General features: G+C 41.6%; 24 protein-coding genes. 14 read left to right on the forward strand and 10 right to left on the reverse strand.

Annotated features, from left to right (window positions below):
* The first annotated feature begins 1 nt into the window (after position 1).
* The 6 genes from EHR06_RS12415 to EHR06_RS12440 all read left to right on the forward strand — a co-directional run bounded on the left by EHR06_RS12415 (position 2) and on the right by EHR06_RS12440 (position 7,333).
* On the forward strand, positions 2-787 hold the full coding sequence (locus EHR06_RS12415; protein ID WP_135757290.1) for an ATP-binding cassette domain-containing protein: 786 nt from the start codon (positions 2-4) through the stop codon (positions 785-787).
* The gene (locus EHR06_RS12420; protein WP_135757291.1) at positions 771-2,249 is read left to right on the forward strand and encodes an FHA domain-containing protein; all 1,479 of its coding nucleotides are present in this window, start codon (positions 771-773) and stop codon (positions 2,247-2,249) included. Before EHR06_RS12415 ends, EHR06_RS12420 begins: the two co-directional genes overlap by 17 nt.
* A 125-nt stretch (positions 2,250-2,374) precedes the next feature.
* On the forward strand, positions 2,375-3,772 hold the full coding sequence (gene leuC, locus EHR06_RS12425; RefSeq protein ID WP_135757505.1) for a 3-isopropylmalate dehydratase large subunit: 1,398 nt from the start codon (positions 2,375-2,377) through the stop codon (positions 3,770-3,772).
* A gap of 12 nt (positions 3,773-3,784) precedes the next feature.
* A complete protein-coding gene (gene leuD, locus EHR06_RS12430; RefSeq protein WP_135757292.1) occupies positions 3,785-4,411 on the forward strand; it encodes a 3-isopropylmalate dehydratase small subunit in 627 nt (208 codons plus the stop codon).
* Between the two features lie 31 nt (positions 4,412-4,442).
* Positions 4,443-5,444, forward strand: coding sequence for a PLP-dependent cysteine synthase family protein (locus EHR06_RS12435; RefSeq protein WP_135613478.1), 1,002 nt, complete (start codon positions 4,443-4,445; stop codon positions 5,442-5,444).
* Positions 5,445-5,449: 5 nt separating this feature from the next.
* Positions 5,450-7,333 (forward strand): AAA domain-containing protein, encoded by a 1,884-nt coding sequence (locus tag EHR06_RS12440; RefSeq protein WP_135757293.1) that lies wholly within the window; start codon positions 5,450-5,452, stop codon positions 7,331-7,333.
* 3 nt (positions 7,334-7,336) lie between these two features.
* Here the strand turns inward: EHR06_RS12440 and EHR06_RS12445 are convergent, their stop codons facing one another.
* Positions 7,337-7,963, reverse strand: a complete 627-nt coding sequence (locus tag EHR06_RS12445; RefSeq protein WP_244288585.1) for an NrsF family protein — start codon at positions 7,961-7,963, stop codon at positions 7,337-7,339.
* A gap of 123 nt (positions 7,964-8,086) precedes the next feature.
* Here EHR06_RS12445 and EHR06_RS12450 point away from each other — a divergent pair, with 123 nt between their 5' ends.
* From EHR06_RS12450 to gshAB, 7 genes are read left to right on the forward strand one after another with little or no spacing between them, the layout of a single operon-like run.
* Entirely contained in the window at positions 8,087-8,674 is a 588-nt protein-coding gene (locus tag EHR06_RS12450) for an RNA polymerase sigma factor (protein WP_135757295.1), read from the forward strand.
* A gap of 3 nt (positions 8,675-8,677) precedes the next feature.
* Positions 8,678-9,850 carry a GNAT family N-acetyltransferase gene (locus tag EHR06_RS12455; protein ID WP_135757296.1) on the forward strand — a complete coding sequence of 391 codons (1,173 nt, stop codon included), beginning with the start codon at positions 8,678-8,680 and terminating at the stop codon, positions 9,848-9,850.
* Positions 9,847-10,170, forward strand: a complete 324-nt coding sequence (gene clpS, locus EHR06_RS12460; RefSeq protein ID WP_008590347.1) for an ATP-dependent Clp protease adapter ClpS — start codon at positions 9,847-9,849, stop codon at positions 10,168-10,170. The genes EHR06_RS12455 and clpS overlap by 4 nt, the downstream gene beginning before the upstream one ends.
* Positions 10,167-12,410, forward strand: a complete 2,244-nt coding sequence (clpA, locus tag EHR06_RS12465) for an ATP-dependent Clp protease ATP-binding subunit ClpA (RefSeq protein WP_135757297.1) — start codon at positions 10,167-10,169, stop codon at positions 12,408-12,410. The genes clpS and clpA overlap by 4 nt, the downstream gene beginning before the upstream one ends.
* Positions 12,410-14,173, forward strand: coding sequence for a gamma-glutamyltransferase (gene ggt, locus EHR06_RS12470; protein ID WP_135757298.1), 1,764 nt, complete (start codon positions 12,410-12,412; stop codon positions 14,171-14,173). The genes clpA and ggt overlap by 1 nt, the downstream gene beginning before the upstream one ends.
* A 28-nt stretch (positions 14,174-14,201) precedes the next feature.
* Entirely contained in the window at positions 14,202-15,743 is a 1,542-nt protein-coding gene (gene gshA, locus EHR06_RS12475; protein WP_135757299.1) for a glutamate--cysteine ligase, read from the forward strand.
* The gene (gene gshAB, locus EHR06_RS12480; protein WP_135757300.1) at positions 15,740-16,771 is read left to right on the forward strand and encodes a bifunctional glutamate--cysteine ligase GshA/glutathione synthetase GshB; all 1,032 of its coding nucleotides are present in this window, start codon (positions 15,740-15,742) and stop codon (positions 16,769-16,771) included. Before gshA ends, gshAB begins: the two co-directional genes overlap by 4 nt.
* Here gshAB and EHR06_RS12485 read toward each other — a convergent pair.
* The 9 genes from EHR06_RS12485 to EHR06_RS12525 form a co-directional block, all read right to left on the reverse strand.
* The gene (locus tag EHR06_RS12485) at positions 16,754-17,014 is read right to left on the reverse strand and encodes a glutathione S-transferase N-terminal domain-containing protein (RefSeq protein WP_135757301.1); all 261 of its coding nucleotides are present in this window, start codon (positions 17,012-17,014) and stop codon (positions 16,754-16,756) included. The two genes, gshAB and EHR06_RS12485, sit on opposite strands and share 18 nt — an antisense overlap.
* Before the next feature lies 1 nt (position 17,015).
* A complete protein-coding gene (gene grxD / locus EHR06_RS12490) occupies positions 17,016-17,327 on the reverse strand; it encodes a Grx4 family monothiol glutaredoxin (protein WP_135757302.1) in 312 nt (103 codons plus the stop codon).
* A gap of 94 nt (positions 17,328-17,421) precedes the next feature.
* On the reverse strand, positions 17,422-17,646 hold the full coding sequence (locus EHR06_RS12495; protein ID WP_135757303.1) for a BolA/IbaG family iron-sulfur metabolism protein: 225 nt from the start codon (positions 17,644-17,646) through the stop codon (positions 17,422-17,424).
* Between the two features lie 65 nt (positions 17,647-17,711).
* Entirely contained in the window at positions 17,712-17,984 is a 273-nt protein-coding gene (locus tag EHR06_RS12500; RefSeq protein WP_135757304.1) for a BolA family protein, read from the reverse strand.
* 1 nt (position 17,985) lies between these two features.
* Positions 17,986-18,759 carry an ABC transporter permease gene (locus EHR06_RS12505; RefSeq protein ID WP_135757305.1) on the reverse strand — a complete coding sequence of 258 codons (774 nt, stop codon included), beginning with the start codon at positions 18,757-18,759 and terminating at the stop codon, positions 17,986-17,988.
* Positions 18,756-19,673: an ABC transporter ATP-binding protein gene (locus EHR06_RS12510; protein ID WP_135757306.1), complete on the reverse strand. Its 918-nt coding sequence runs from the start codon at positions 19,671-19,673 to the stop codon at positions 18,756-18,758. Before EHR06_RS12510 ends, EHR06_RS12505 begins: the two co-directional genes overlap by 4 nt.
* 62 nt (positions 19,674-19,735) lie before the next feature.
* A complete protein-coding gene (locus EHR06_RS12515) occupies positions 19,736-21,115 on the reverse strand; it encodes a dihydrolipoyl dehydrogenase (RefSeq protein ID WP_135757307.1) in 1,380 nt (459 codons plus the stop codon).
* Between the two features lie 221 nt (positions 21,116-21,336).
* Positions 21,337-22,152 (reverse strand): hydroxyacylglutathione hydrolase, encoded by an 816-nt coding sequence (locus EHR06_RS12520; protein WP_135757308.1) that lies wholly within the window; start codon positions 22,150-22,152, stop codon positions 21,337-21,339.
* A 30-nt stretch (positions 22,153-22,182) separates the two neighbouring features.
* Positions 22,183-22,497 (reverse strand): STAS domain-containing protein, encoded by a 315-nt coding sequence (locus EHR06_RS12525; RefSeq protein ID WP_020768055.1) that lies wholly within the window; start codon positions 22,495-22,497, stop codon positions 22,183-22,185.
* Positions 22,498-22,773: 276 nt separating this feature from the next.
* On the opposite strand from EHR06_RS12525, the gene EHR06_RS12530 reads away from it, so the two are divergent.
* Positions 22,774-23,730, forward strand: coding sequence for an MBL fold metallo-hydrolase (locus EHR06_RS12530; RefSeq protein ID WP_135757309.1), 957 nt, complete (start codon positions 22,774-22,776; stop codon positions 23,728-23,730).
* Positions 23,731-23,732: the final 2 nt, after the last annotated feature.

Genomic DNA, 23,732 nt, shown 5'->3' on the forward strand with positions numbered 1-23,732 from the left:
CTTGGAGAGAGAATCATCCGAGACTATTCTTTCTATACAAGGCCTGAATGTAAAAATTGGGTCTTCTACTATTCTCAAAAACTTCGATTTCCAAATTTCTAAAAAAGAAGTTCATGCACTTGTGGGAGAATCCGGAAGCGGAAAATCCACTTTTGCAAGCACAGTACTCGGACTTCTAAATGAAGAAGCTTCCGTAACCTGGGAAAAATTTAGTATCTTCTCGCAAAATATACCAAGCGGAGATTTTTCTCTTTGGAAAAATTGGCGGGGAAAACGGATCAGTCTTATCCCTCAAACTGCAGCGATTGGTCTGCATCCATTTTTAAGCATTGGATCTCAGATCCTGGAATATTTTTCTGTCATCCAACCGGAATTTGCAAACCCGGAAACTGGAATTCGACTCCTAAAAGAATTCGGACTTTCCGATCCGGAGGCGTCTTGGAAGGCGAGGCCACATCAACTTTCCGGCGGAGAAAGACAGAGAATTTTAGTATTACTTTCGGTGTATTCCGGAGCGGAGCTGATTTTGGCAGACGAGCCCACGTCTGCTCTAGATCCGACCACGGGAAAGTCGATCCTGGATCTATTAAGGACCAGAGTGAAAGATCTGGGAGCAGGGCTTCTATTTATCAGCCATGATCTTAGTTCTGCCAGGGAGTTAGCCGATACTATAACTGTGATGAAAAGCGGAGAAAAATTGGAGACCCTAAAAAGTCCAAATGGGGCTTGGGAGCCGCATTTGGAGTATTCCAGAAAACTGTTTACTTTGGATGAAAATCCCGCTTAAATTGCAAAACCTTATGATCCGATCCTTCTTCATACACTTTCTGATCTTAGCGGCTTTCGTATATCCTTCGTTTGTCGGGGCGGAAAGTATACATTTAGAAGAATATGATATTTCCAGATATCCTAAAGTAGAATTGAAACTGAAGACAGGTAAGGGAGTATCCTTGGATCAGGAAATACTCACTGTCGCCGAACAAAAAGAAAATCGTTCTAGAAGAGTGGTTGGCCCTCTCAAGATCCATAGACCTGAAGGCACAAGACCGATCCATATTTATCTGATCACTCAGATGACGAACTCCTTCGATCATAATGTACAAGCCACAGAGATCTTAAAGACAATTGTAGAAAGAGCGGATTCCGCAGATAGGTTCAGCTTCGTATTTTTTACGGATGATGTATTCTTCTCCAAAGACGACTTAAACAAATCTGACGCTTTGAAAGAAGCGAAGGTCCCAGGCGGGAAATCCAATCGGAATACTTCTGCCAACCTGGACTATGTTTTCCAAAAGATCTCTCCTCGTCTAAAAGATACCGATTATATTCTGACCATCTTTTATGACCAGGACCTTATCCCTTCCAACGAGGCTCAGAATGGGGAATATACTCCGAATATTCCTATCCAAGTTCTTTCTTATCCATCCAATGGTGCAAAGTTTTTGGCCAAAAGATACGGTGGGACATTCTATTCATTAAATAGCCCTGATTTTAGGACCCAAGTTTTCGGAGACCTGGATTATTTCAGAAAAGAACCATGGTCCCTGGTGTATGAGTCTCCTTTCCAAGACGAATGGCAGTTCCAAGGAAGCGGAAATTTGGAAGTAGAACTGGAGACCAGAAATTCCAGACGACTCAGCTTTTCTTATGATCTTCCCTTCCGTACAAGACTTGCAGTTTTCTTATTACACCCTTCTATCTTTCTTCCTAGTTTTACTTTCTTATTAATTCTTACTTTGGTGGCTCTAATTGTAGTTCTGAAAAAAGGAAAAAAGTATCCTCCTGAAGGAACTGTAAGTCCGGAAGAGAGACTTCATACGATTGAGTTCGAACAAGACGCTTACCGCAAAATGTACGGTAACCAGTACCAGCTTGTGTATTCGGAAGAAGACAGGATCGAAACGGAAAGGGCAGCTCCTGTTGCTCTCAAAGAATTCGAACAAGGGGAATCGTATGAAAAGGCCACTCTTGTTTTTAAAGAAGGAAGAAATCCAGGGAAACAATACTCACTTGCAAGAGCGGAAACCAATATAGGGAATTCCGACCTTTGTGATTTGGTCTTATACGAACAATCTGTCAGTAAAAATCATGCAAGGATCAGAAAGGTCCGTAATCGTTATATTTTATACGATCTGGTTTCCGAATCCGGAACATTCTTGAACGGCAAAAAAATTCTGAGACCAAGGATCTTGTACGATTTTGACGAGATTGGAATCGGCAAGGCTCTACTCGTTTTCCGAGGCAAATGATAGATTCGCGGCCTTCTTCCCGGAACCTTCTTTACGAAAAACCCCTGATTTTTAGCATGGAAGAGAGCTTCCGTAAGGAAGTCTAATCTTTACTCTTGAATTACCCCCTGGGGGATCTGCGCACCATGAAAACGATGTTCGAAAAAATCTGGGAAGACCATTTGGTCGGTGAATTGGACGGAGGGTCTTATCTTCTTTATATAGATAGACATCTCATCCATGAGGTAACGAGTCCCCAGGCTTTCGATGGTATTCGTATGGCAGCCAGAAAGGTCCGCCGTCCGGAAGCTACTTTTGCTACCATGGACCATAACGTATCCACTCGGATCCGTGACCTGGAATTGGCTGATCCAATCTCTGCCAATCAGATGAAAACTCTTATCAAGAATTGTAATGAGAACGGTATTACTCTTTATGATCTAAATCACCCTGACCAAGGGATCATACATGTGATCGCTCCTGAGATGGGACTCACTCATCCGGGTATGACTATTGTTTGTGGGGACTCTCACACTTCTACTCATGGTGCGTTCGGAGCACTTGCTTTCGGGATCGGAACTTCCGAAGTGGAACATGTGCTTGCCACCCAGACTCTTTTACAAAGAAGAGCAAAGACAATGGAGATCAGAGTAGATGGTCAACTTTCTCCTCATGTAACCGCTAAGGACATCGTTCTTGCGATCATCGGAAAGATCGGTACTGGCGGAGCAACAGGATACGTAATCGAATATAGAGGATCTGCAATTTCTTCCCTCAGCATGGAAGCTCGTATGACAGTTTGTAATATGTCTATCGAGGCGGGTGCAAGAGCGGGACTGATCGCTCCTGACCAAACCACTTTTGATTATCTAAAAGAAAAAGATTTCGCACCTAAAGGTGCTGAATGGGATCTGGCTGTCCAAAGATGGAAACGTTATGTGACAGATGATGGAGCAAAATTTGATACTAGCATAGTATTAAAAGCGGAAGAGATAGCTCCTCAAGTGACTTGGGGAACTTCTCCAGGCCAAGTAGTTCCTGTAACCGGTATTGTTCCTGATCCAAAAGATGCACCTGACGCTGTAGAAAAGATCAGTATCGAAAACGCACTCAAATATATGGACCTGAAACCTGGACAAAAGATGCAAGATGTCTTTGTGAATAAGGTATTCATCGGTTCCTGCACAAACTCTAGGATCGAAGATCTAAGAGTGGCTGCGACTACCGTAAAAGGTAAGAAGGTTTCCAACAAGGTTCAGGCGATCGTAGTTCCCGGTTCCGGAAGAGTGAAACGCCAAGCAGAAGCGGAAGGACTGGATAAAATTTTTATAGAAGCGGGCTTCGAATGGAGACAACCGGGTTGTTCCATGTGCCTCGCTATGAATGACGACGTTTTACAACCGGGAGACAGGTGTGCTTCTACTTCCAATCGTAACTTCGAAGGAAGACAGGGAAAAGGCGGAAGAACTCACCTAGTCGGTCCTGCAATGGCTGCCGCTGCCGCAGTCGAAGGACATTTTGTAGATATTCGGAACTGGAAATAAGGATACTGACTCATGAAACCCTTTACTCAACACGAAGGTTTAGCGGTCCTAATTGATCGCCCAAATATAGATACGGATGCAATCATCCCTAAACAATTTTTAAAGAAGATAGAACGTACCGGTTTCGGAGTTCATCTATTCCATGACTGGAGATATCTGGACGACGAGGGAACCAAACCGAATCCTGAATTCAGTCTGAACCAAGACAGATATAAAGGCGCTTCCGTCCTTGTAACCAGAGACAATTTCGGATGCGGTTCTTCCAGAGAGCATGCTCCTTGGGCATTGGAAGATTTCGGATTTAGAGCGATTATTGCTCCTTCTTACGCTGATATTTTTTACAATAATTGTTTCAAAAACGGTATGCTTCCGGTTGTTTTAAAGCCGGAAGAAGTGGACGAAATTTTCAAGATCGTGGATAAGACTCCGGGGGCCAAAATTAAGATCGATCTGGACAAACAGAATGTGATCAGTCCTTCCGGAAACGTTTATAATTTTGAAGTGGACTCTTTCCGTAAGTATTGTTTATTCAATGGTTTGGACGATATCGGTTTAACTCTACAGCATGCTGCGGAGATCTCTACTTATGAAGAGAAAAACCGAAAAGATGTTCCTTGGTTGTACGCTTCTCATAAGTAATTTTCTAAATCACACAGGACTCTAGAAGACTATGTTCGACGAAATTTCTCGCTCTATAGATGAATTCGGCAATAGCCTTCTGGGGGCTTTGAATAATGTTCAAAATGCTTTCGGAAGAGAGCTAAGTGTAGCTAAACCGATCAAGGAGAATGTTCTCCAAATGATCGGAAATACTCCTCTGATCCGATTGAATCAGATCGGTTCTCATATTCCGAATGTGGAAATTTATCTAAAAGCAGAGTTCTGTAATCCTACAGGAAGTGTAAAAGATAGGACTGCACTTTCTATGGTTCTTGCTGCAGAAAGAAGAGGGGAACTGAAACCTGGCGGTTCTATTTTCCAAGCCGGTTATAATACTACCGCAATCTCTCTTGCTTGGATCTCTACTCTTCGTCAATACAAGTTCAAAGTATTTTTAGCTCCTGATACGGATCAGGAGAAGATCAAAGAATTAAAATCTTACGGTGCTAGTGTCGAAGTTGTACAACTTGCAAAAGGTAACTGGGACGATTCTCTTTTGGAAACTGCAAAGGCAGCTAAAGACAGAGAGAAAAACAGCGTGATCCTGAACGAGTTCAAAGACATGGCAAACACAAATGCACATTTCTTATTTACTGGGCCTGAGATTTGGAGAGATCTTGCCGGGAATGTGGATGCGTTTGTTGCGGGAGGTGGTTCCGGTGGAACTCTTTCCGGTGTAGGAAGATATTTAAAGAGTAAAAAACCTTCTTTGAGAGTGATTATGGGAGTGAGTAAAAATTCCCGCTTCATCCGCAAAATGATCCAAGGTGATTCCAGCATCCGACTTCCAGAATCTTTCGATCCAAAGGTAACCGACCAGTACATTGGAGTGGATAGGGATGAGGCTCTTCGTTATCAATCGGAACTTTATCAGAAAGAAGGTATTTTTGCGGGACTGACTACCGGTACCACACTTGCTTCTGCTATCCATTATGCGGAAAGTCTTCCTACTCGTGAGGACCAAAAAACTCCAAGCTATAAGATCGTAGTACTTTCTCCTGACCGACTCTAATTGGAATGGAAGGATCTTATTATTCCGCCTTACGTGAATCTTTAAAAAAAGAAAGAAAGGCGGAGCTGGATAAGTATAAGGAAGAAATTTCCTCCTCCGATCTAAACAAAAGAGTCCAAGACGGATTCACAGTATTTCCATTGGTATTCGAAGACGCAGAATTAAGCGCTGACGGAAACTGGAAAGTTTTACTCAAACCCACTAAATCCAAAAATATTCCTGAACTATTCAGACCTGGAACACCGGTCCGGATCGTAAAAGAATCGGAAGAATATATCTCCGTTTTACTCAAAGCAAACGAAGATTCGTATTTAGTTTATATGGAAGAAGTTCCAGACTGGGTAGAAGAGGGTAAACTTGCTCTGGAAATTCTTCCTGACGAAACAAGTTTTAAGGAATGGGATCGCGCCTTGGAAAAAGTGATCTCCGCTAAAAAAGGTTCCAGAGAAAAATATTTTGCGGATCTATTCTCCAATCAATTAGAAGTTACTAAACCGAATTTTAAACCTCTTTCTAATCTTCCTGAGTCACTCAACGATTCCCAAAAGAGAGCAGTATCTGCAATCTTACAGACGGAAGATTTTATTTTAGTCCATGGTCCGCCTGGGACGGGTAAAACTAAAACGATAGTAGAAGCGATCAGACTACTGGCCTCCGACGGTAAAAGGATACTTGCATCCGCTCCTACGAATTCAGCCTCAGATCTACTTGTAGAATCATTGGAAAAACTGAAAGTTCCAGTTCTAAGGATCGGTCATCCTGCCAGGATACATCCTGATATTATCCAAAATTCTTTGGAGATGAAATTGAATCATTCTCCGGAAGCAAAACTGATAGAAAGAGATAGAAAAGAAATCCAGGAATTACTGAAAAAGGCACGCAAATACAAAAGAAGTTTTGGCAAAGAAGAAGCGGAAGAAAGAAGAAGTCTCTATAAAGAAGCGGATTCTTTGCGAAAAAGTATCAAAGAAAGACAGAAGGTGCTCATCCGATATCTGTTGGAGTCCCATCCGGTGATTGTATGCACACATACCGGAGCTTCTTCTTACCAATTACATAATTTAGAATTTGATTATGCAATTTTAGACGAGGGAAGCCAGGCGATTGAACCTTCTTCTTGGATACCAATCTTAAAAGCGGATAAGTTTGTGATCGCAGGTGATCCGTTCCAACTTCCTCCGACGGTGATCTCAGAAGATCCACTGCTTAAGGTTTCCTTAATGGAGAGGCTTCTTCCTGTTTTCCAGGACAAGGAAAGGGTATTTCTTTTGGACACTCAGTATAGAATGACTGATCCGATCCAAACTTTCCCGAATTTAAAGTTTTATGAGAATCGACTCAAATCAGGATTAGATCAGAAACTTAGAGAAAAAGTGCCCTTTGATTCAGGAGAACCATTCGGTTCCAGTTTGGTTTTCTTAGATAGTTCCGGGACGGACACTGCTGAGGAAAATTCGGAAGGAAGTTTAGGAAATCCTTGGGAAGCAGAGTTCACAGTAAATATAGTGAAGAAGATCCTAAATTCCGGATGGGATCCCAAAAATCTGATCCTTCTTTCTCCTTACAGATACCAAAGATATTTACTCAAACAAAAACTGGAAGAAATACTTCCGGAATATTCTTCTCAGCTAGAAGTAGAAACTGTGGATTCTTTCCAAGGAAGAGAATCTGATGCTGTGGTTTTCAGTTTGGTCCGTTCTAATCCGGAAGGACAGATCGGATTTTTGTCTGAGACAAGAAGATGGAATGTGGGAATGACCAGAGCTAAAAAACTTTTAGTGATGGTTGGAGACGGTTCTACTTTAGGACAAAACGAATTTTTTAAAGATCTACTCGAGACTGTGGAATTAGCTGGAGAGCTTAGGACTGCCTGGGAATTTTTAGACTAAAACTTACCAGCTAAACTTTTTTCGGATCGGAAAATATAATAATGCGATCCAAACCAATGTAAAGCTTACATGCGAGATCAAAATATGTGAAGGATCTTGGACAGGGCAGACAAATTTCAGACCTAGATTAGAACTTGCTAATAAAAGGTTTAAGAATAAAAATCCGGAAAGTCCAGGCCTGGAACTTGCCATGGTCCTTAAAATAAACCAAGCTCCGGCTCCGAATAAAATTGAAGTTGTTGCTAAGATTACCGAGCAAAGCCCTACATGAACATGGGCCGGACCTTCTTCCGTAAAAAAGCGGCTTAGAATAAAAACGGTCCAGACGAATAGAAAAGCGCCCGCAGTCCAAAAGATCCAAGCGGAAGTTTCCTCAGGGAAGGCTAGTTTGCTTAATAGATAAGCCGAAACAACTCCCCAAAATAATAATAATGCAGGCTCCGGCCACCAGCCTGGAAAAGCGTTCGTGCGGCCTATTAAGTTGGAAACGGACCACCCAAGTGCAATTCCTAAAACTACTAAACCCAAACAAGAAAGGAAAAGTGTATAAATGTTCAGGCTTCCCTTTTCCAGGCTAGAACTCAATGTTTGGATCAGTTTTTTGGTTTTGTCCGATTCTGAATATGACATGTGTCCTCCTGGTAGATTTTCCGCTTTAATATAAGAAAGATTGGACATCCTTAAAAAATCCAGTCCAATAGCTATTCTTTATACGACTCATTAATTCATTCGAGTCAAACTGCATAAGGTTACATGGCGGAAAAGCAAGATATCTGGCAAATTCTTTCGGAAAGAATGCGCTTAGCCCAAGAAGGAGATTCCAAGGAATACGAACTCCTACTTTCCAAATGCAGGGAAATTTTAAACAATCATTTGAGCTCTAAGGTTCGTGACAAGGAAGATCGGGAGGACCTGATCCAGGACATTCTGATCGGTATCCATAAGGCCAGGGCCACCTATCGAAAGGAAAAGCCGTTTGCACCCTGGTTTTTCTCCATCGCAAGATATAAGACCATAGACTATATTCGCAGGAAAGGGACTCGTGACAGGATCGTCTCTACAGAGATGGAAGGTTTTGCCCAGGAAGAAAAAACTTCTATAGAGGACAAGTGGGAGGTACAACAAGGACTGGAGTCCTGGCTAAACGTCTTAGAGCCTAGGCAGAGAAGGATCCTGACCATGGCAAAGCTGGAGGGAAAATCGGTCAGAGAGATTTCCGAAACAACCGGACTTTCCGAATCCAATGTAAAAGTGATCGTTCATCGTTCTCTGGAAAAGTTAAAACGATTTTTTTCCGAGTCTGAGAGAACGATAGAAGGCTCAAAAACGTCCAAGAAATAGAAAATGCCCGGTAAAACGAAGATCACCAGGATACTGTCGCTCCGAGAAATTTCGGCGGAGGATTGGAATCTTTTGGGAGATCCTGAAAATCCTTTTTCAAATCATGAATTTTTACATTCTCTGGAACTTTCTTCCTGCGTAGGCGGAAGGACCAGTTGGCATCCGGAGTATTGGGTGGCGGAAGACGAGGATGGGATCCATTCTTCTCTTCCTTTTTATCATAAATACGATTCTTATGGTGAGTATATTTTCGATCATTCCTGGGCAAATTTTTTCTCTCAGAATGGACTTTCTTATTATCCTAAAGGTCTCGTAGCCTATCCATTCACTCCGGTGAACGGTAAAAAAATATTCAGAAGAAATAATGTATCCGCGGAAGAAGCGTTGGATGTACTACTTCCACCGTTACTCGAAAATGCAAAGACAGAAGGACTCTCCAGCATCCATTTTCTTTTTTTAGAGGAAGAAGAAGCAAAAGCTTTAGAGAAAAGAGGATTTTCCACTCGGATCACCCATCAATTCCATTGGAAGAATAGAGGATATACTAGTTTCGAAAATTTTCTGGGAGATTTCAGATCCAAGAAGAGGATGCAGATCAAAAAGGAAAGAGAGACCGTAAAAGGATCCGGGATCCGGATCTTATGCAAAGAAGGTAAGGAAATTTCGGAGAAGGATATGGATTCCATCTATTCCTTTTATACGGAGACCTATTCCAGAAAATGGGGATCTCCTTATTTAAATCGCAAATTTTTTAAGATCATTTTGGAGAAGTTTTCCCAAAATCTGGTATTATTTTTAGCGGAGAAGGACGGAGACACGATAGGCGGAACATTCAACTTAAAAAAGGGAAAGAAGTTGTACGGTAGATACTGGGGTTCCTCCGCACATTATCCTTTTCTACATTTCGAATGTTGTTATTATGCTCCTATAGAATATGCGATCAAGAACGGTTTCGAGATCTTTGAAGCAGGAGCGCAGGGAGAGCAGAAGTTTTTACGAGGATTTCCTGCAGTTCCTACATATAGCTCTCATTTTATTTTCCATGACCAGGCTCGAAATGCGATTGAACGTTTTTTAGAAAGCGAAAGAATGCATATGCAGGAAATGATAAGGGAAACCAATCAATCTTCTCCATTGAAGGATGAACCGGTCCGGGGAGAATCCGAAGACAAATGAGCGATCTAAAAACGGAAGAACAGGTTCTCACAAAGGAGAAACTGAAACTTAAAAAGCCGGCCAAATATAGGGTAGTGATCTTAAACGATGATTATACTCCTATGGAATTTGTGGTTTGGATACTTCGCGTGGTGTTTTATCGGACCCAGGTCGAGAGCGAACAAATTATGCTGCAGGCACATACTACCGGAAAGGCTCTTTGTGGAGTCTATTCTCATGATGTTGCCAGAACTAAAGTGAACGAGACCCATATGCTTGCGGAGGAACATGGCCATCCTTTGCATTGCCAGATGGAAATTGAAGAGGGGGAAGAATCATGACATTATCCGAAGAACTAGAAAAATCTCTCAACCAAGCGAGAACGGAAGCACTTAAGAGAAGAAACGAATACATCACTCTTGAGCATATTCTTCTTTCCTTAACTTATGATCCTGTTGCAGCGGAAGTTCTTCTTGCCTGCGGTGCGGATCTGGATCAGTTGCGTTCCGAATTAAAAGAATATTTGGATACTGAAATGGAATCGGTTCCGGAATCTTTTGGGGAGATAGAGCCTGAATACACGATCGGCGCTCAAAGAGTACTTCAATTGGCCGCGTTCCATGTGCAGTCCACAGAAAAGAAAAAATTGGACGGAGGTTATGTACTCGCTTCCTTGTTCAGGGAAGATCAGTCTCATGCGGTTTTCTTTTTGGGAAGACAGGATATTTCCCGCTTCGATGTTGTGCGTTATATTTCTCACGGGATCAAAAAGTCGGGGGAGAAGGTAGGTGATGGAACTCCTACAGACGAAACTTCTAAAAAACAAAGTGGAGATGCTTTGGCGGATTTCTGTGTGAATTTGACTGAAAAAGCAAGCCAAGGTAAATTAGATCCTTTAGTCGGAAGAGCAGAAGAGCTCGAAAGGACCATTCATATTCTTGCAAGAAGAAGGAAAAATAATCCAATCTTTGTAGGAGATGCGGGAGTAGGAAAAACCGCAATTGTAGAAGGTCTGGCTTTACAGATCGTAAACGGAAAAGTCCCGGATGTATTAAAAAATACGAAAGTATATTCTTTGGATATGGGGCTTCTACTCGCAGGAACCAAGTTCAGAGGAGAATTCGAGGAAAGGCTGAAGAATGTAGTTCAGGCAATTTCTTCCGATCCGGACAATGTATTATTTGTGGATGAGATCCATACTATTATAGGTGCCGGCGCTGTTTCCGGTGGATCTTTAGATGCTTCTAATCTTCTGAAACCCGCACTTTCAAACGGGGAACTTCGTTGTATCGGAACCACAACATATAAAGAATATAAGGCGATTTTCGAGAAGGATCATGCACTTTCTAGAAGATTCCAGAAATTAGAAGTAAACGAGCCGAGTGTAGAAGAGACTATCCAGATCTTAAAAGGTCTTCTTCCTAAATACGAACAATTCCATTCCGTAAAATATTCTCAGCAAGCTGTAGAAGAAGCGGCAAAACTTGCAGAGAGGTATATCTTAGATCGTAAACTTCCGGACAAAGCAATCGACCTGATAGACGAGGCCGGAGCAAAAGTAAAACTTAGAGAAAGTTCCAAGTCCAAGATCGTGAGTGTAAAAGAAATAGAAGAACTAGTATCGAAAATTTCTAAAATTCCTCCACGAACAGTGAAGGCAGACGATCGAGAAAAGCTCAAGAATTTAGATGAAGAATTAAAAGGTAAAATTTACGGCCAGGACAAGGCGGTCGTGGAACTCGTCCAGGCGATCCGACTTTCCAGAAGTGGACTTTCCGAGCCAGGAAAACCCGTGGGTTCATTCTTATTCGCAGGCCCTACAGGTGTGGGTAAAACTGAATTATCTAAACAACTCGCAGCCATATTAGGTGTGGAATTCATCCGATTCGATATGAGCGAGTATATGGAGAAACACACTGTCTCTAGACTCATCGGTTCTCCTCCAGGTTATGTTGGTTTCGAACAAGGCGGTCAATTGACGGACGCGATCGTTCGTACTCCTCATTGTGTTCTTCTATTGGATGAGATAGAAAAAGCCCACGAAGATATTTACAATATTCTTTTGCAGATCATGGACCATGCGACTCTCACTGATAATAACGGCAGGAAGGCCGATTTTAAGCAGGTCATTCTGATCATGACCACAAATACCGGTGCCAGAGAAAGAGCCTCTAATCCATTAGGATTCGATAATACTGCTTTGACCGATAGAGGCTTAAAAGCCATCGAAAAACAATTCTCTCCGGAGTTTAGGAACAGGCTGACCGCAGTGATAGAATTCGCATCTCTGGATGAGGGAACCGTTTCTAAGGTTGTGCGCAAACAGTTAGAACTTCTGGAAGTAAGATTGAAAGAGAAAAGTATCCAACTTCATTACGGAGAGGATGTTCTACTTTGGATCGCTAAAAAATCTTACGATCCATTATTCGGGGCAAGGCCCGTCCAACGCTGGATTGATTCCAATATTTCCAAAAAGCTCTCGGAAGAGATATTGTTCGGAGAATTAAAAAACGGCGGGGATGTGAATTTGGAAATACAAAACGAGGAACTGAAATTAGTCTTCCGTTCTAGAGAAAAATAATGTCTTTTAGAACGGTTAGACCTAATCCCAAAAGTTTCTTCATACTTTCTATTTTACTTCTTCTTGTTTTCGGATCTTGCAAGAAAAATGTACTATTCATCGAAGGCAGAGAAGTTTCTACCCAGAACCTTGTAGCTCCTAAATTCGGGATCGATCCCAACACTTTGTTTGCGGAATCCAAGAAGATCATGATCTCTACGGATTCGATAGACGCCTCTAAAGTAGGACTGGAGATCTACAAAAAGGGAGGAAATACGATAGATGTGGCCGTCGCTTCTTCCTTTGCGGTTTCCGTTACTCGTCCTTCTTCCACAGGGATAGGCGGGGGCGGATTTTTAGTATATCATCATGCCAAATCCGGAAAGTCGTATGCTTTTGATTTCAGGGAAAGGGCGCCTTCTTTAGCAAATCGTAATATGTATAAGGGCCGCCCCAAGGAAGAGTCCTTACTCGGATATAAATCCGTAGGCGTTCCTGGAATGGTGGCCGGTCTTGTGCAGATCCATAAAAAGTTCGGAAAACTTCCCTTAAAGGATGTTTTGGCCCCGGCGATACGTTTGGCAGAAGAAGGATTTGTAGTGTATCCGGATCTTTCCGAGGCAATCCAAGAATCTGAACAAGACATGAGTCCCGGGATGAAAAAGATCTTTGTACCAGGTGGAAAAATACCTGAAGCGGGAGAGCTGTTTGTTCAGAAGGATCTGGCAAAAACTCTTAGGATCATTTCCGAAACAGGGGACAAGGACTTTTATGCCGGCGAGATCGCTAAGGCACTCTCACAAGAGGTCTCTTCCAACGGTGGAGCTATTCATTGGACAGATCTCAAAAGTTATAAAGTAAGAGAAGAAAAACCTTTAGAGATTACATACCGAAATTATAATATTCGGACAATGTTCCCTCCTTCCTCCGGAGTTCATCTTTTTACGATGTTAAAGATGCTGGAAACGAAAGAACTTCATTCTATGTTCGATTTTTCCCAAAGCGATTATTATCATTTCTTGGCGGAAGTTATGAGAAGGGGATACTCGGATCGTGCGGTCCTGGGAGGAGATCCGGGATTTACAAAGATACCTGTAGAAACTTTGATCTCTTCCGACTATGCAAAGGAAAAAATTTCAGACTTCAATCCAAGTAAGGCGACACCTAGTTCCACTTACTTAAGCAGATTGAATTTAAAGGCGGAGTCTCCTCAGACCACTCATATATCGGTAGTGGATGAGGAAGGAAACGCTGTTTCTACCACACATTCCATCAATTATAGATTCGGTGCAGCAGTTGTGTTGGAAGGATATGGTTTTGTTCTAAATGATACGATGGATGATTTTAGCCGTTCTCCTGGAGAGCCTAATGTCTATGGTTTGATCGGCGCGGAGGCTAATTCTATTCAGCCGGGAAAAACTCCTTTGAGCTCCATGTCCCCTACCATCGTTCTGAAAAATGGGGAGACATTTTTGGTAACAGGTGCCCCAGGCGGTTCTTATATAGTAAATGCGGTTTTACAATCCATATTATTTACATTAGATCTAAATTTGACCTTATATGAATCCGTAGCAAGGGGAAGGATCCATCACCAATTCTTTCCTGACGCACTTTCGATCGAAGGGCCTGCGACCGATACCGCTACTTTCAATCAGCTAAAGGCAAAAAAACACGAGGTAAGGCTCGGTAATAATATGGCAAAACTGTTCTGTGTAAAAAGAGAAAATGGAATATTGTACGGTGCTGCGGATCCAAGGGGAGATGGGATCCCTCTGGGCGAATAATATTAAAAAAAAGAATTAGGAATATAAAATGAATCGATCCGCCAAAACTCCGGTATGTCCGAATCTGCGTCATGCTGTAAAAGCAAAACACGGTTTGGAAAAGGAAAGTATGCGTATTTTTTTCGACGGAAAAATTGCGACTACTCCTCATCCGGAATCCTTAGGTTCCAGTCTTACAAACCATTTTATCAAGACTGATTTTTCGGAACCACAACTTGAATTTGCTACGAATCCTAGGCCTAGGATTGAGGCAATCGTAAGGGAATTGCAAGATCTGCATATTTTCACTTCCAGGCATTTGAAAGAAGAATGGATCTGGCCTTTTAGTATGCCTCCCATTCTTCCTAAAGAAGATAAGGAGATTCCTTTAGGACAATACGGTCATTCTTTTTCGGGAGAATGGAAAACAGTCTATAGAAACGGTTTAGGTCTTCGTTATGGAAGAAGAATGCAGACAATCTCAGGTGTTCATTATAATTTTTCTTTTTCGAATCTGTTCTTAAAACAAATTTTAGGAAAAGAGATCCATGCATTCACCAAGGAAGAAATTTCGGAATTATATCTATCCGTTACCCGGAATTTTATGAGAAGAGTTCCGGAAATTTTATATTTAACCGGGGCTACTCCGGTTTTTGATGAGACATTTTTGCCGGTTCCGAGCGATTTCCCATTCGTAAAACATAAAGAACATACGTACTATGCTCCTTACGCTACTTCTTTGAGAATGAGCGAGATCGGATATACGAGCAAGGTCCAAGACGAGCTTCCTATCAATTATAATTCCTTAAAGGAATATATAAACGGAATGTGTTATGCCGTAAGTACTCCTTATGCTAAATACCAATCTTATGGTGAGATCCCGAACCAACTTAACGATCATTATTTGCAGATAGAGAACGAATTTTATTCTCCGATCCGCCCTAAGCAGATCCCTAAAAATGATGAAAGACCATTGGATGCTCTCCAAAGCAGGGGGATCCAATACATTGAGATCCGTTGTTTGGACCTCCAGCCTGAATCTCCTACGGGGATCCATAAGCCAAGTCTTGGTTATATACAGATGGTGCTGATTGATGGACTACTGAAGGAAAGTAAATCCATTGATCAGAAAGAAAAGCTCAGGATCCGAGAAAATACAAAACGTGTCATTTGGGAAGGCAGAAAACCCGGCCTAAAGGTTTTGGATGATCTTGGAGAAGAACAGGATTTCCTGACTAGAGGAAAAGAATTCACCCAAAGTCTTTTGCCGATTGCGGAGGAATTAGACCGTCATACTGGAAAAAGATTCTACCAAGAAATTCTAAATATAATGAATAAACGTTGGGAAGACGCTTCTTGCACTCCTTCCGGAAAACTAATGGATCGGATCATAAACGAGGGTTGGGAATTTAGGGATCTGGGAATACATCTCGCAAAAGAAAACTACAGAAACCAATCCCAGATGGAATTGACACCGGGTAAATTTGCAATGTTTGCAAAAGAAGTCCAAAGATCACTTTCGGAAAAAACTAAAATAGAAGAATCCGAAAAAGTAAAAAAGTATCCTACTGCAAGGATCTGTAACCATTGAAATATAAACTGGAAGCAGGACAAAAATTGGATCCGAACGAATTCATCTTAAAAGGATTCGAGGATCTGGAAATTTCCACACAGATCGTGATCCGAGACGCACTCAATAGAGGACTGGAAGTAGAAGTCTTGGATAGACCCAGTCATTTTATACGATTAAAAGGACAAGGGGTCACAAGGCTTGTAAAAGAGGCTTCCAAAACGGAACTGGATTCCTATATGACCTTTTTGGTCATGGAAAATAAGACCGTCACTAAACGTATTTTAGAAGAATCGAATATACTTGTACCTAAGGGAACTGCAGTTTCCGATCTAAATGCAGGATTGGAATTCTTAAATCAAAATTCCGATCGTAAGATGGTGGTAAAACCTGTTACTACCAATTTCGGGATCGGGATCAGCATTCTTCCACCTTCTTCTTCCCAAGAAGGAAAGAAGAAGGCACTGGAAATTGCACTTGGATTTTCGGAAACCGCCATCGTAGAGGAATTTGCAGAAGGGAATGAATACCGATTTTTAGTGATCGGGGACGAATGTGTAGCAGTATGCAATCGTATTCCCGCGAATGTAACAGGAGACGGCAAAAAGAATATTCGTGAATTAATAGAGGAAAAAAACTCGGACCCAAGAAGAGGAGTGGGGCATGTGACCCCTCTAGAAAAGATCAGACTGGATGATACCGAATTAAATGTACTAAAAGAATCCGGCAGAACTACTGATACGATCCCTGCAGCAGGTGAAACCGTTTTTGTACGTAAAAATTCAAATATCAGCACCGGCGGAGATTCAGTGGATGTAACGGATATCGCGCATTCTTCTTATAAAATATTGGCAGTACAAGCCGCAAAAGCCGTGGAAGCGAAAATTTGCGGTGTGGATATTATAGTAAAGAACCTGGAATCGGAAGGAGATTATAGGATCTTAGAACTAAACTTCAATCCTGTATTATATATTCATAATTATCCTTATTCAGGAAAGAATAGAAAAGTGGGAGAGAAAATTTTGGATGTATTAGGTTACAGTTCCTAATTTTTGGATCTTACTTTTTACATAGTCCACGATGTCTCTGGACTCGTACATTTTAATATCACCATCTACCAGAAAAGGGACTTGAGAAAGTCCCCCTAATTGCAGGACTTCCTCTCTACCTGGGGTTCCTCTGCTGGCCTCTACCAATTCGTAATCTTTACCGGCTTTTAGACCCATTTCGGAAAATTGGCTCCGAACATAAGCGCAATAAGGACAGGTATCGTATTGGAAGAGTTTCATCATATTAGACACCTATCTTTTTTTGGAGCTCTCCGCTTCTTGCCATTTCCACGACTATATCGTGACCACCTATAAATTCCCCGTCAATGTATAGCTGAGGGATGGTCGGCCAGTTCGCGAATTCTTTAATGCCTTCTCTGACCGACATGTCGGAAAGAACGTTAAAGGAGTTATAATCCGCTCCCAAACTTCTGAGAACATTGGTTACTCCAGCGGAAAAGCCGCACATAGGAGCGTCAGGAGTTCCCTTCATAAACAGAAATATTTTTTTAGAAGCGATCAATCCTTCGATCTTACCTTGTAATTCTTTATCCATGATATTTATTCCTATCTGTTGATTATAGTCCGTTTTAAAATTAAGATTATCAATTAGCACCCAACTTCGGGCTTCAAGAGCCTGGGACAGGCTCTTATGATACCGTGGTTTCCAGTCCTAAAGCATGGACTTCCGCCTTCAGTTCGTCCTTTAAAGTGGCATACACCATTCTGTGCTGTTCTACGATAGACTTTCCGGCAAATCCGGAAAACTTAACGATCGCTTTGATATGTACCCCATCATTGTACGGATCTTGGATCTCTACTTCCGAGCCCGGAAGTCCCGCTTGGATTTTTTCCCTAATTTCTTGGACAGTCATCTGTTATATCTTAGACTCTAATACTATCAGCACTTTTTAGAATCTCTTCCCGGACAATCTTTTTTCTAAGGAATTGAGGTCTTTAATTCCAAGGCATGGACACCCCATTCTTTTAGGAACGGATCCATGATCTGGTAAACGGAACGATGCTGTTCTAAAAGTGATTTTCCTCGGAACTGCGGACTCGTGATAAATATCCGAATATGAGTGCCTCTTTTTTTACGGGTAGGATTTCCGGAATGTCCTGCATGTTGTTCCGAAAAGTCTTCTATTCTTAATTCCGAAGGAGAAAGTCCGTTTTTCAAAAGTCTTTCCATTTCTATAAATATATCCTGCATTTTAAGTCCTTGTTCCGTAACCGCGGCTGAGTAAAAATACGGAGAGAGAATAGAGAAAAATTGTTCCCACCACTAAAAGTCCTATCGCCTCCAGCGGATCAATATCGCTTACCCCTAAAAATCCATAACGGAACGCATTCACCATATAAAGAATAGGATTGAACCTGGAAACGATCTGCCATGCATCCGGAAGCATTTTGATAGAATAAAATACTCCACCCAAGTAGGTCAACGGTGTCAGTATGAATGTAGGAATGATGGTAACATCGTCGAATTTTTTAGCATAAAGTGCATTCAAAAATCCGCCCATAGAGAACATCAAAGCGGAAAGTGCTACGGTGATGATCACAATTCCTGCATCATATAATTTTAATTCAGTGAAGAATAGGGACACCAGTGTTACTATAAATCCTACTAAAACGCCTCGGATCACTCCGCCGATCGAATATCCAAGAACGATTAGATAAGCAGGAGTAGGGGAAACAAGCAGCTCTTCTATATTCTTTCCGAATTTTGCTCCGAAAAAAGAGGATACCACATTATTGTAAGCATTCAATATCACCGACATCATCACAAGCCCAGGGACGATGAACTGGATATAAGTATGACCTCCTACATCCCCGATCTGAGATCCTACTAGTTTTCCGAATATCAAAAAGTATAATGAAATTGTAATGCCTGGAGGGATCAATGTTTGGATCCAAATCCTTAGAATACGAACCGTTTCTTTTCGAACGATTGTGGAGAATGCGTTGAATTTTTCCTGGAAGTTCATAGTTTTTTCTCCACTAGTTTCAAAAATAATTCCTCCAATCGATTGGACTTGTTTCTCATACTTGATATTTGGATCCCGCTTTTATCTAAAAGCCGGAATAATTCGTTTAATGAATTGTTCTTCCCTATATCTACTTCTAAGGTAAGATCATCCACCTTATTCAAATGAAATCCATTTAGATCAATGGGAGAAGGGACCGGCTGTTTTAGATCCAAAACAAAAGTCTGGGTATCTAGTTTTACCAGAAGTTCCTTCATGGAAGTGTTCTCTACGATCTTTCCTTGGTCTATGATCGCTATCTTCTTACAAAGATTCTCCGCTTCTTCCAAGTAATGTGTAGTTAGAATGATAGTGATCCCTGATTCGTTCAACTTCACTAAGAAGTCCCAGAGAGAACGTCTGAATTCGATATCTACTCCGGCAGTCGGCTCGTCCAGGATGAGAACTTTAGGATTATGGACTAGGGCTCTTGCGATCATGAGCCTTCTTTTCATCCCGCCTGAAAGTCTGCCTGCACCTTCCTTTCTTTTTTCGTAAAGACCGAGTTGGTTTAAATAATTATGAGTTCTCTCTACGGCCACCTTTCTGGAAAGACCGTAATATCCACCCTGGTTAGCGACTATTTGTTCCACTCTTTCGAATATATTAAAATTGAATTCCTGGGGAACTACACCAATATAAGATTTTGCTAATGTAAGTTCCGTATCTATGTCCGCTCCGTAAATTTTCACTTCTCCGGAAGTTTTATTCACTAAGGAACTTAAGATACCGATCGTAGTGGACTTCCCCGCACCGTTCGGACCTAAAAGGGCAAAAAAGTCCCCTTCGTCCACAGTCAGATCAATTCCTTTTAAGGCCTGCACCCCTCCGGCATAGGTCTTCACTAAATTTTTTATCTCTAAGGCTTTGTTCATTCCCGAAAAATCGCTCCATTTCTATGATTTTGAACAAGCCCTGTTTCGACAATCTTTTGGCTTCAGGAAGAGCTTAAGATTTCTCTTGCTTTCCTGGCTGCATTTCTCGCGATCTCAGGCAAAGCGGGATGAACATAAATCATCTTTAGCAAGTCATCTAGAGTCCCACCCATGGTCATCAGGAGTATAAAAAGATGAATTAGGTTAGATGCCTCGTCCCCCAGAATATGGGCCCCCAGAACTTTTCTAGTTTTTGGACTTACTAATATTTTGACGAATTGGTCTTCGGATAGTCTAGCCATTCCTGTGGCGCTGCTGGAATATGGATTGATTGCAGAGATGTATTCCGTTCCTTCTTCCTTTAATTGTTGTTCCGTTTTGCCTACGGCTGCTACTTGAGGATGGGTGAATACGGAGTGGGGAACCGGCGGATATTCGACCGGAGTTCTACGTTTGTCCACGTATAAGGAGTTAAACAAAAACTCTCCCTCAAAGTTTACAGAATGACGGAAGAAATACCTTCCAATAGTATCTCCCAAGGCATACACACCGTCCGCAGTGGTTTCAAAGTATTCGTTTGTTTTGATATAACCTTTTTCATCCGTTTGGATATCAGTGTGTTGGAGGTCCAGCCAGTCGGTATTCGGTTTGATCCCTGTAGCGACTAGGAGCGCATCTCCTTCTAATATATAAGTCTCGGAAGGATTTTTGCACTCTAAGCGGAAGATACCGTCTTTATAGTCTACCTTCTTCACTTCCGTTCCTAAACGAACATCTTCTCTTTTAGAAAATGCTTTTTCGAAACCGTCTACGATATCCTTGTCTTCATGAGAAAGCATTCTGTTCCGAACGATAAAAGTAGTTTTAGAACCGAATGCAGAATATGCAAATCCGAGTTCCAAACCAATATAACCTCCGCCTATGACTAAAAGCCTTTTAGGAAGTTCAGTTCTTCTAAGAGCTTCTCTGCTAGTCATATAAGGAGTTCCTGCAAGACCTGGAATATTCGGGATAGAAGGTCTACATCCTGCAGCTATAAAGATACGATCCGCAGTGATTAGTTCACCATTTACTTTTACTACCTTATTCTCTACGAATCTTCCTTCATGAGGATAAAAGTCTATATTCGGATTTTTTTCATAAGCGGGTATGATGCTATCCGAGTCCGCATCCACCGTGGCAGAAACTCTTTCCACCAAAGTTTTAAAATCTACGGAGAATGGACCTGGAATTCCTAACTGAAATTTAGAGGCATCTTTTGCTTGTGCTAAAATTTCCGCGGGATGGATGAGCATCTTAGAAGGAATACAACCTCTGTTCAAGCAGGTCCCTCCTAAACGATCTTTTTCTAAAATTGCTACCTTATAACCAAGTTTAGAAGGAGGTGTGACTAGCTTAGTTCCTCCTCCGGAGCCTATTACGAGAATATCATACTTTTTCATGCGGTTAATTCAATGGAGAATGAGAACCTTCTAAACGAAAAGGATTCTTTTGGAGAGAGCCTCAGATAAATCTCAAAAATTTATCTGAGTATTTACTTTTACTCATAGTCCGCCACACTGGCTCCAAAGGTCTGGTCCTTTTCCTAGTACAAGCTGTTATAAAATATTAGATATTGTTTGTACTGGTTTTGGGGGAATAAAAAAAGAAGATTCGGCTCCTTCTACCATTTATCCCTTAGAGATCTTAGTGCAATAAACAGAGTTTGAGGATCCGAAGCTAAGGATTGATCTTGTATCTTGTTCCGTATGCCGGATACCAGATTTTCTTTTGGATCAAATATAAGGAAAAATGGATTGAATGTCCTTTCTTCGGAGAAGTTCGTAGTCCAAAATTCTTGGTCTTCTTTCATACCTTCCGCTTTTGCTAATGCTTTGGTAGCCGCCTCATTTTTTGGATCTATAGAAAGGCTGAATTTTAGATTATTTTTGAGATAATCATGTCCCGGATACAATCTAACGTTTCCGGGAAGATTTTGGAATTCTTTCAGAACAGTTTCGTAAAGAGTTTTAGGATCTCCACCTCTTGTACAATTTCCTACGCCTGAATTAAAGATAGTATCTCCTGTAAACACTGCATAAGGGGAGCCGTCCTCTATCTGCAAAAGACAAACATGAGCGAATGTATGTCCCGGAGTATAAATGACTTTTAGATAAGAATTTCCGTCAGGACTTTCGAGAATTTTTTCTCCTTCTTCTAACGAATGAGAAGCATGCGGAATTTTTCCGATCCCGGCGGGATGGGCCAGTACCTTTGCTTTATATTTGGAAACAAGACCGTCGTTCCCACAGGTATGATCATTATGCTCGTGAGTGTTTAGGATATAATCCAGGTTCCAGGACTTCTTCTTCAAAACTTGAGAGATCTGGTCCGGGTCGTATGGATCTATAGAAAGTGTTTTTTTAGAATTCGGTTCTCTGACTAGGTAGGTAAAATTTCGGAGAGGACTGTCCGTATAGATCCTGAGAATATCTAACATGGATTTTAGACAGGCTAAGAAGAAGGTTCGTTATTGGATAATATCCAGATGTTTGTCTAAATTCGCGATCCTTAAAATGGTCATCACGTCTCTGCTAAGATTTCTGAGCTTCAGATGTCCGTGTCTTTCGGTGACGTATTTTTGGGTATTGAAGATGGCACCGATCCCGGAAGAGTCCAAGTATACGTCCCCCTCGAAGTCCAAGATGATATCCTTATGACCTTCGTCAAACTGGCGAATGATGAGTTCCTTTAACGCAAATGCGTTTTTTAGGCTTACATTGCCCTGGATCTTAACTACACAAGACCCTTGTTCTAGGGATACGTCTGTTTGAAAACCTTCCAATGAGTGGCTCCGATCTCTATTTCTCTGACTATCCTCGGGTTAAGAAAACAACGGATCTCTGAAAGAAATCTCGGAATTAATTTCCAAACCGGGAGGGAACCCGATCCAATAGACTAATTTGTGGCAAAGAAGAGGTAAACTCTTTTTTAGAACAAAAACTGATCTAAATCTATTTCAAATAAAATAAGAAATCGCTCGCAAAAACTACTGATTCGGGAAAACTAAGTGCTCGATTTTGTAGCGAAACTAAAGGTTTCGGACGATATTTAAAACTGTATGCGGATCAAATTCTGGGGAGTGCGGGGCTCCATTTCTTCCCCCGTTCAGGGCGACCTGATTCGATCTAAAATTCTTAGGATACTAAGCTTAGCATCTCCGTCCGACCTGCAAAGTCCGGAGGCAATCGAGGATTTTTTAGACTCCTTGGCACTTTCCAACTGGAGCACCTACGGTGGAAATACGACATGTATAGAGATCCGAGACAAAGAAGATAAACTTGTTATCATAGACGGAGGTACAGGTCTCAGAGAACTGGGAAACTCCATCTTACACGAAGGCTACGCTTCCGGAAAAGGGAAGGCGGTTTGGATCTTCACACATACTCATTGGGATCATATCCAGGGAATTCCATTTTTCGTTCCTTTGTATACTCCGGGAAATAAATTCGAATTCGTAAGTTCCGTTGAAAATCTAGAAGAAAGATTAAGATACCAGCACACATTCACACATTTCCCTGTTCCATTCGACGGTTTCCAAGCGGAGAAAACTTTCCGTCATGTTCCGGAAGGCAGGGCATTCAGAGTCACAGATTCAATCACTTCTATCTCTAAGGCAGTCCGTCATCCTGGAGGAAGTTTTTCCTATCGATTCGAGGAAGACGGTAAGGCGCTTATATTCGCTTCCGATGCTGAGTTCAATTTGGACGAGATGGAAAATATAGAAGATTATCTGAACTATTTCAGAGGTGCGGATGTTCTGGTTTTCGATACTCAATATACTTTCGAAGAGTCCTTACAGAAAATCGATTGGGGGCATAGTACTGCTTCCATGGCGACAGACATCGCTCTTAGAGCGAATGTTAAAAAATTAGTAATGTTCCACCATGATCCTTCTTATGATGACGAAAAATTGGATGCAGTATATCTGCGTGCGATTAAATACAAAGAAATGTTTGATCCGGACAACCAATTGGAGATCATCATGGCAAGAGAAGGTCTGGAAATCCAAATTTAATC

Origin of the sequence: Leptospira dzoumogneensis (assembly GCF_004770895.1) — a bacterium.
In the GTDB taxonomy this organism is placed as follows: Bacteria; Spirochaetota; Leptospiria; order Leptospirales; family Leptospiraceae; genus Leptospira_B; species Leptospira_B dzoumogneensis.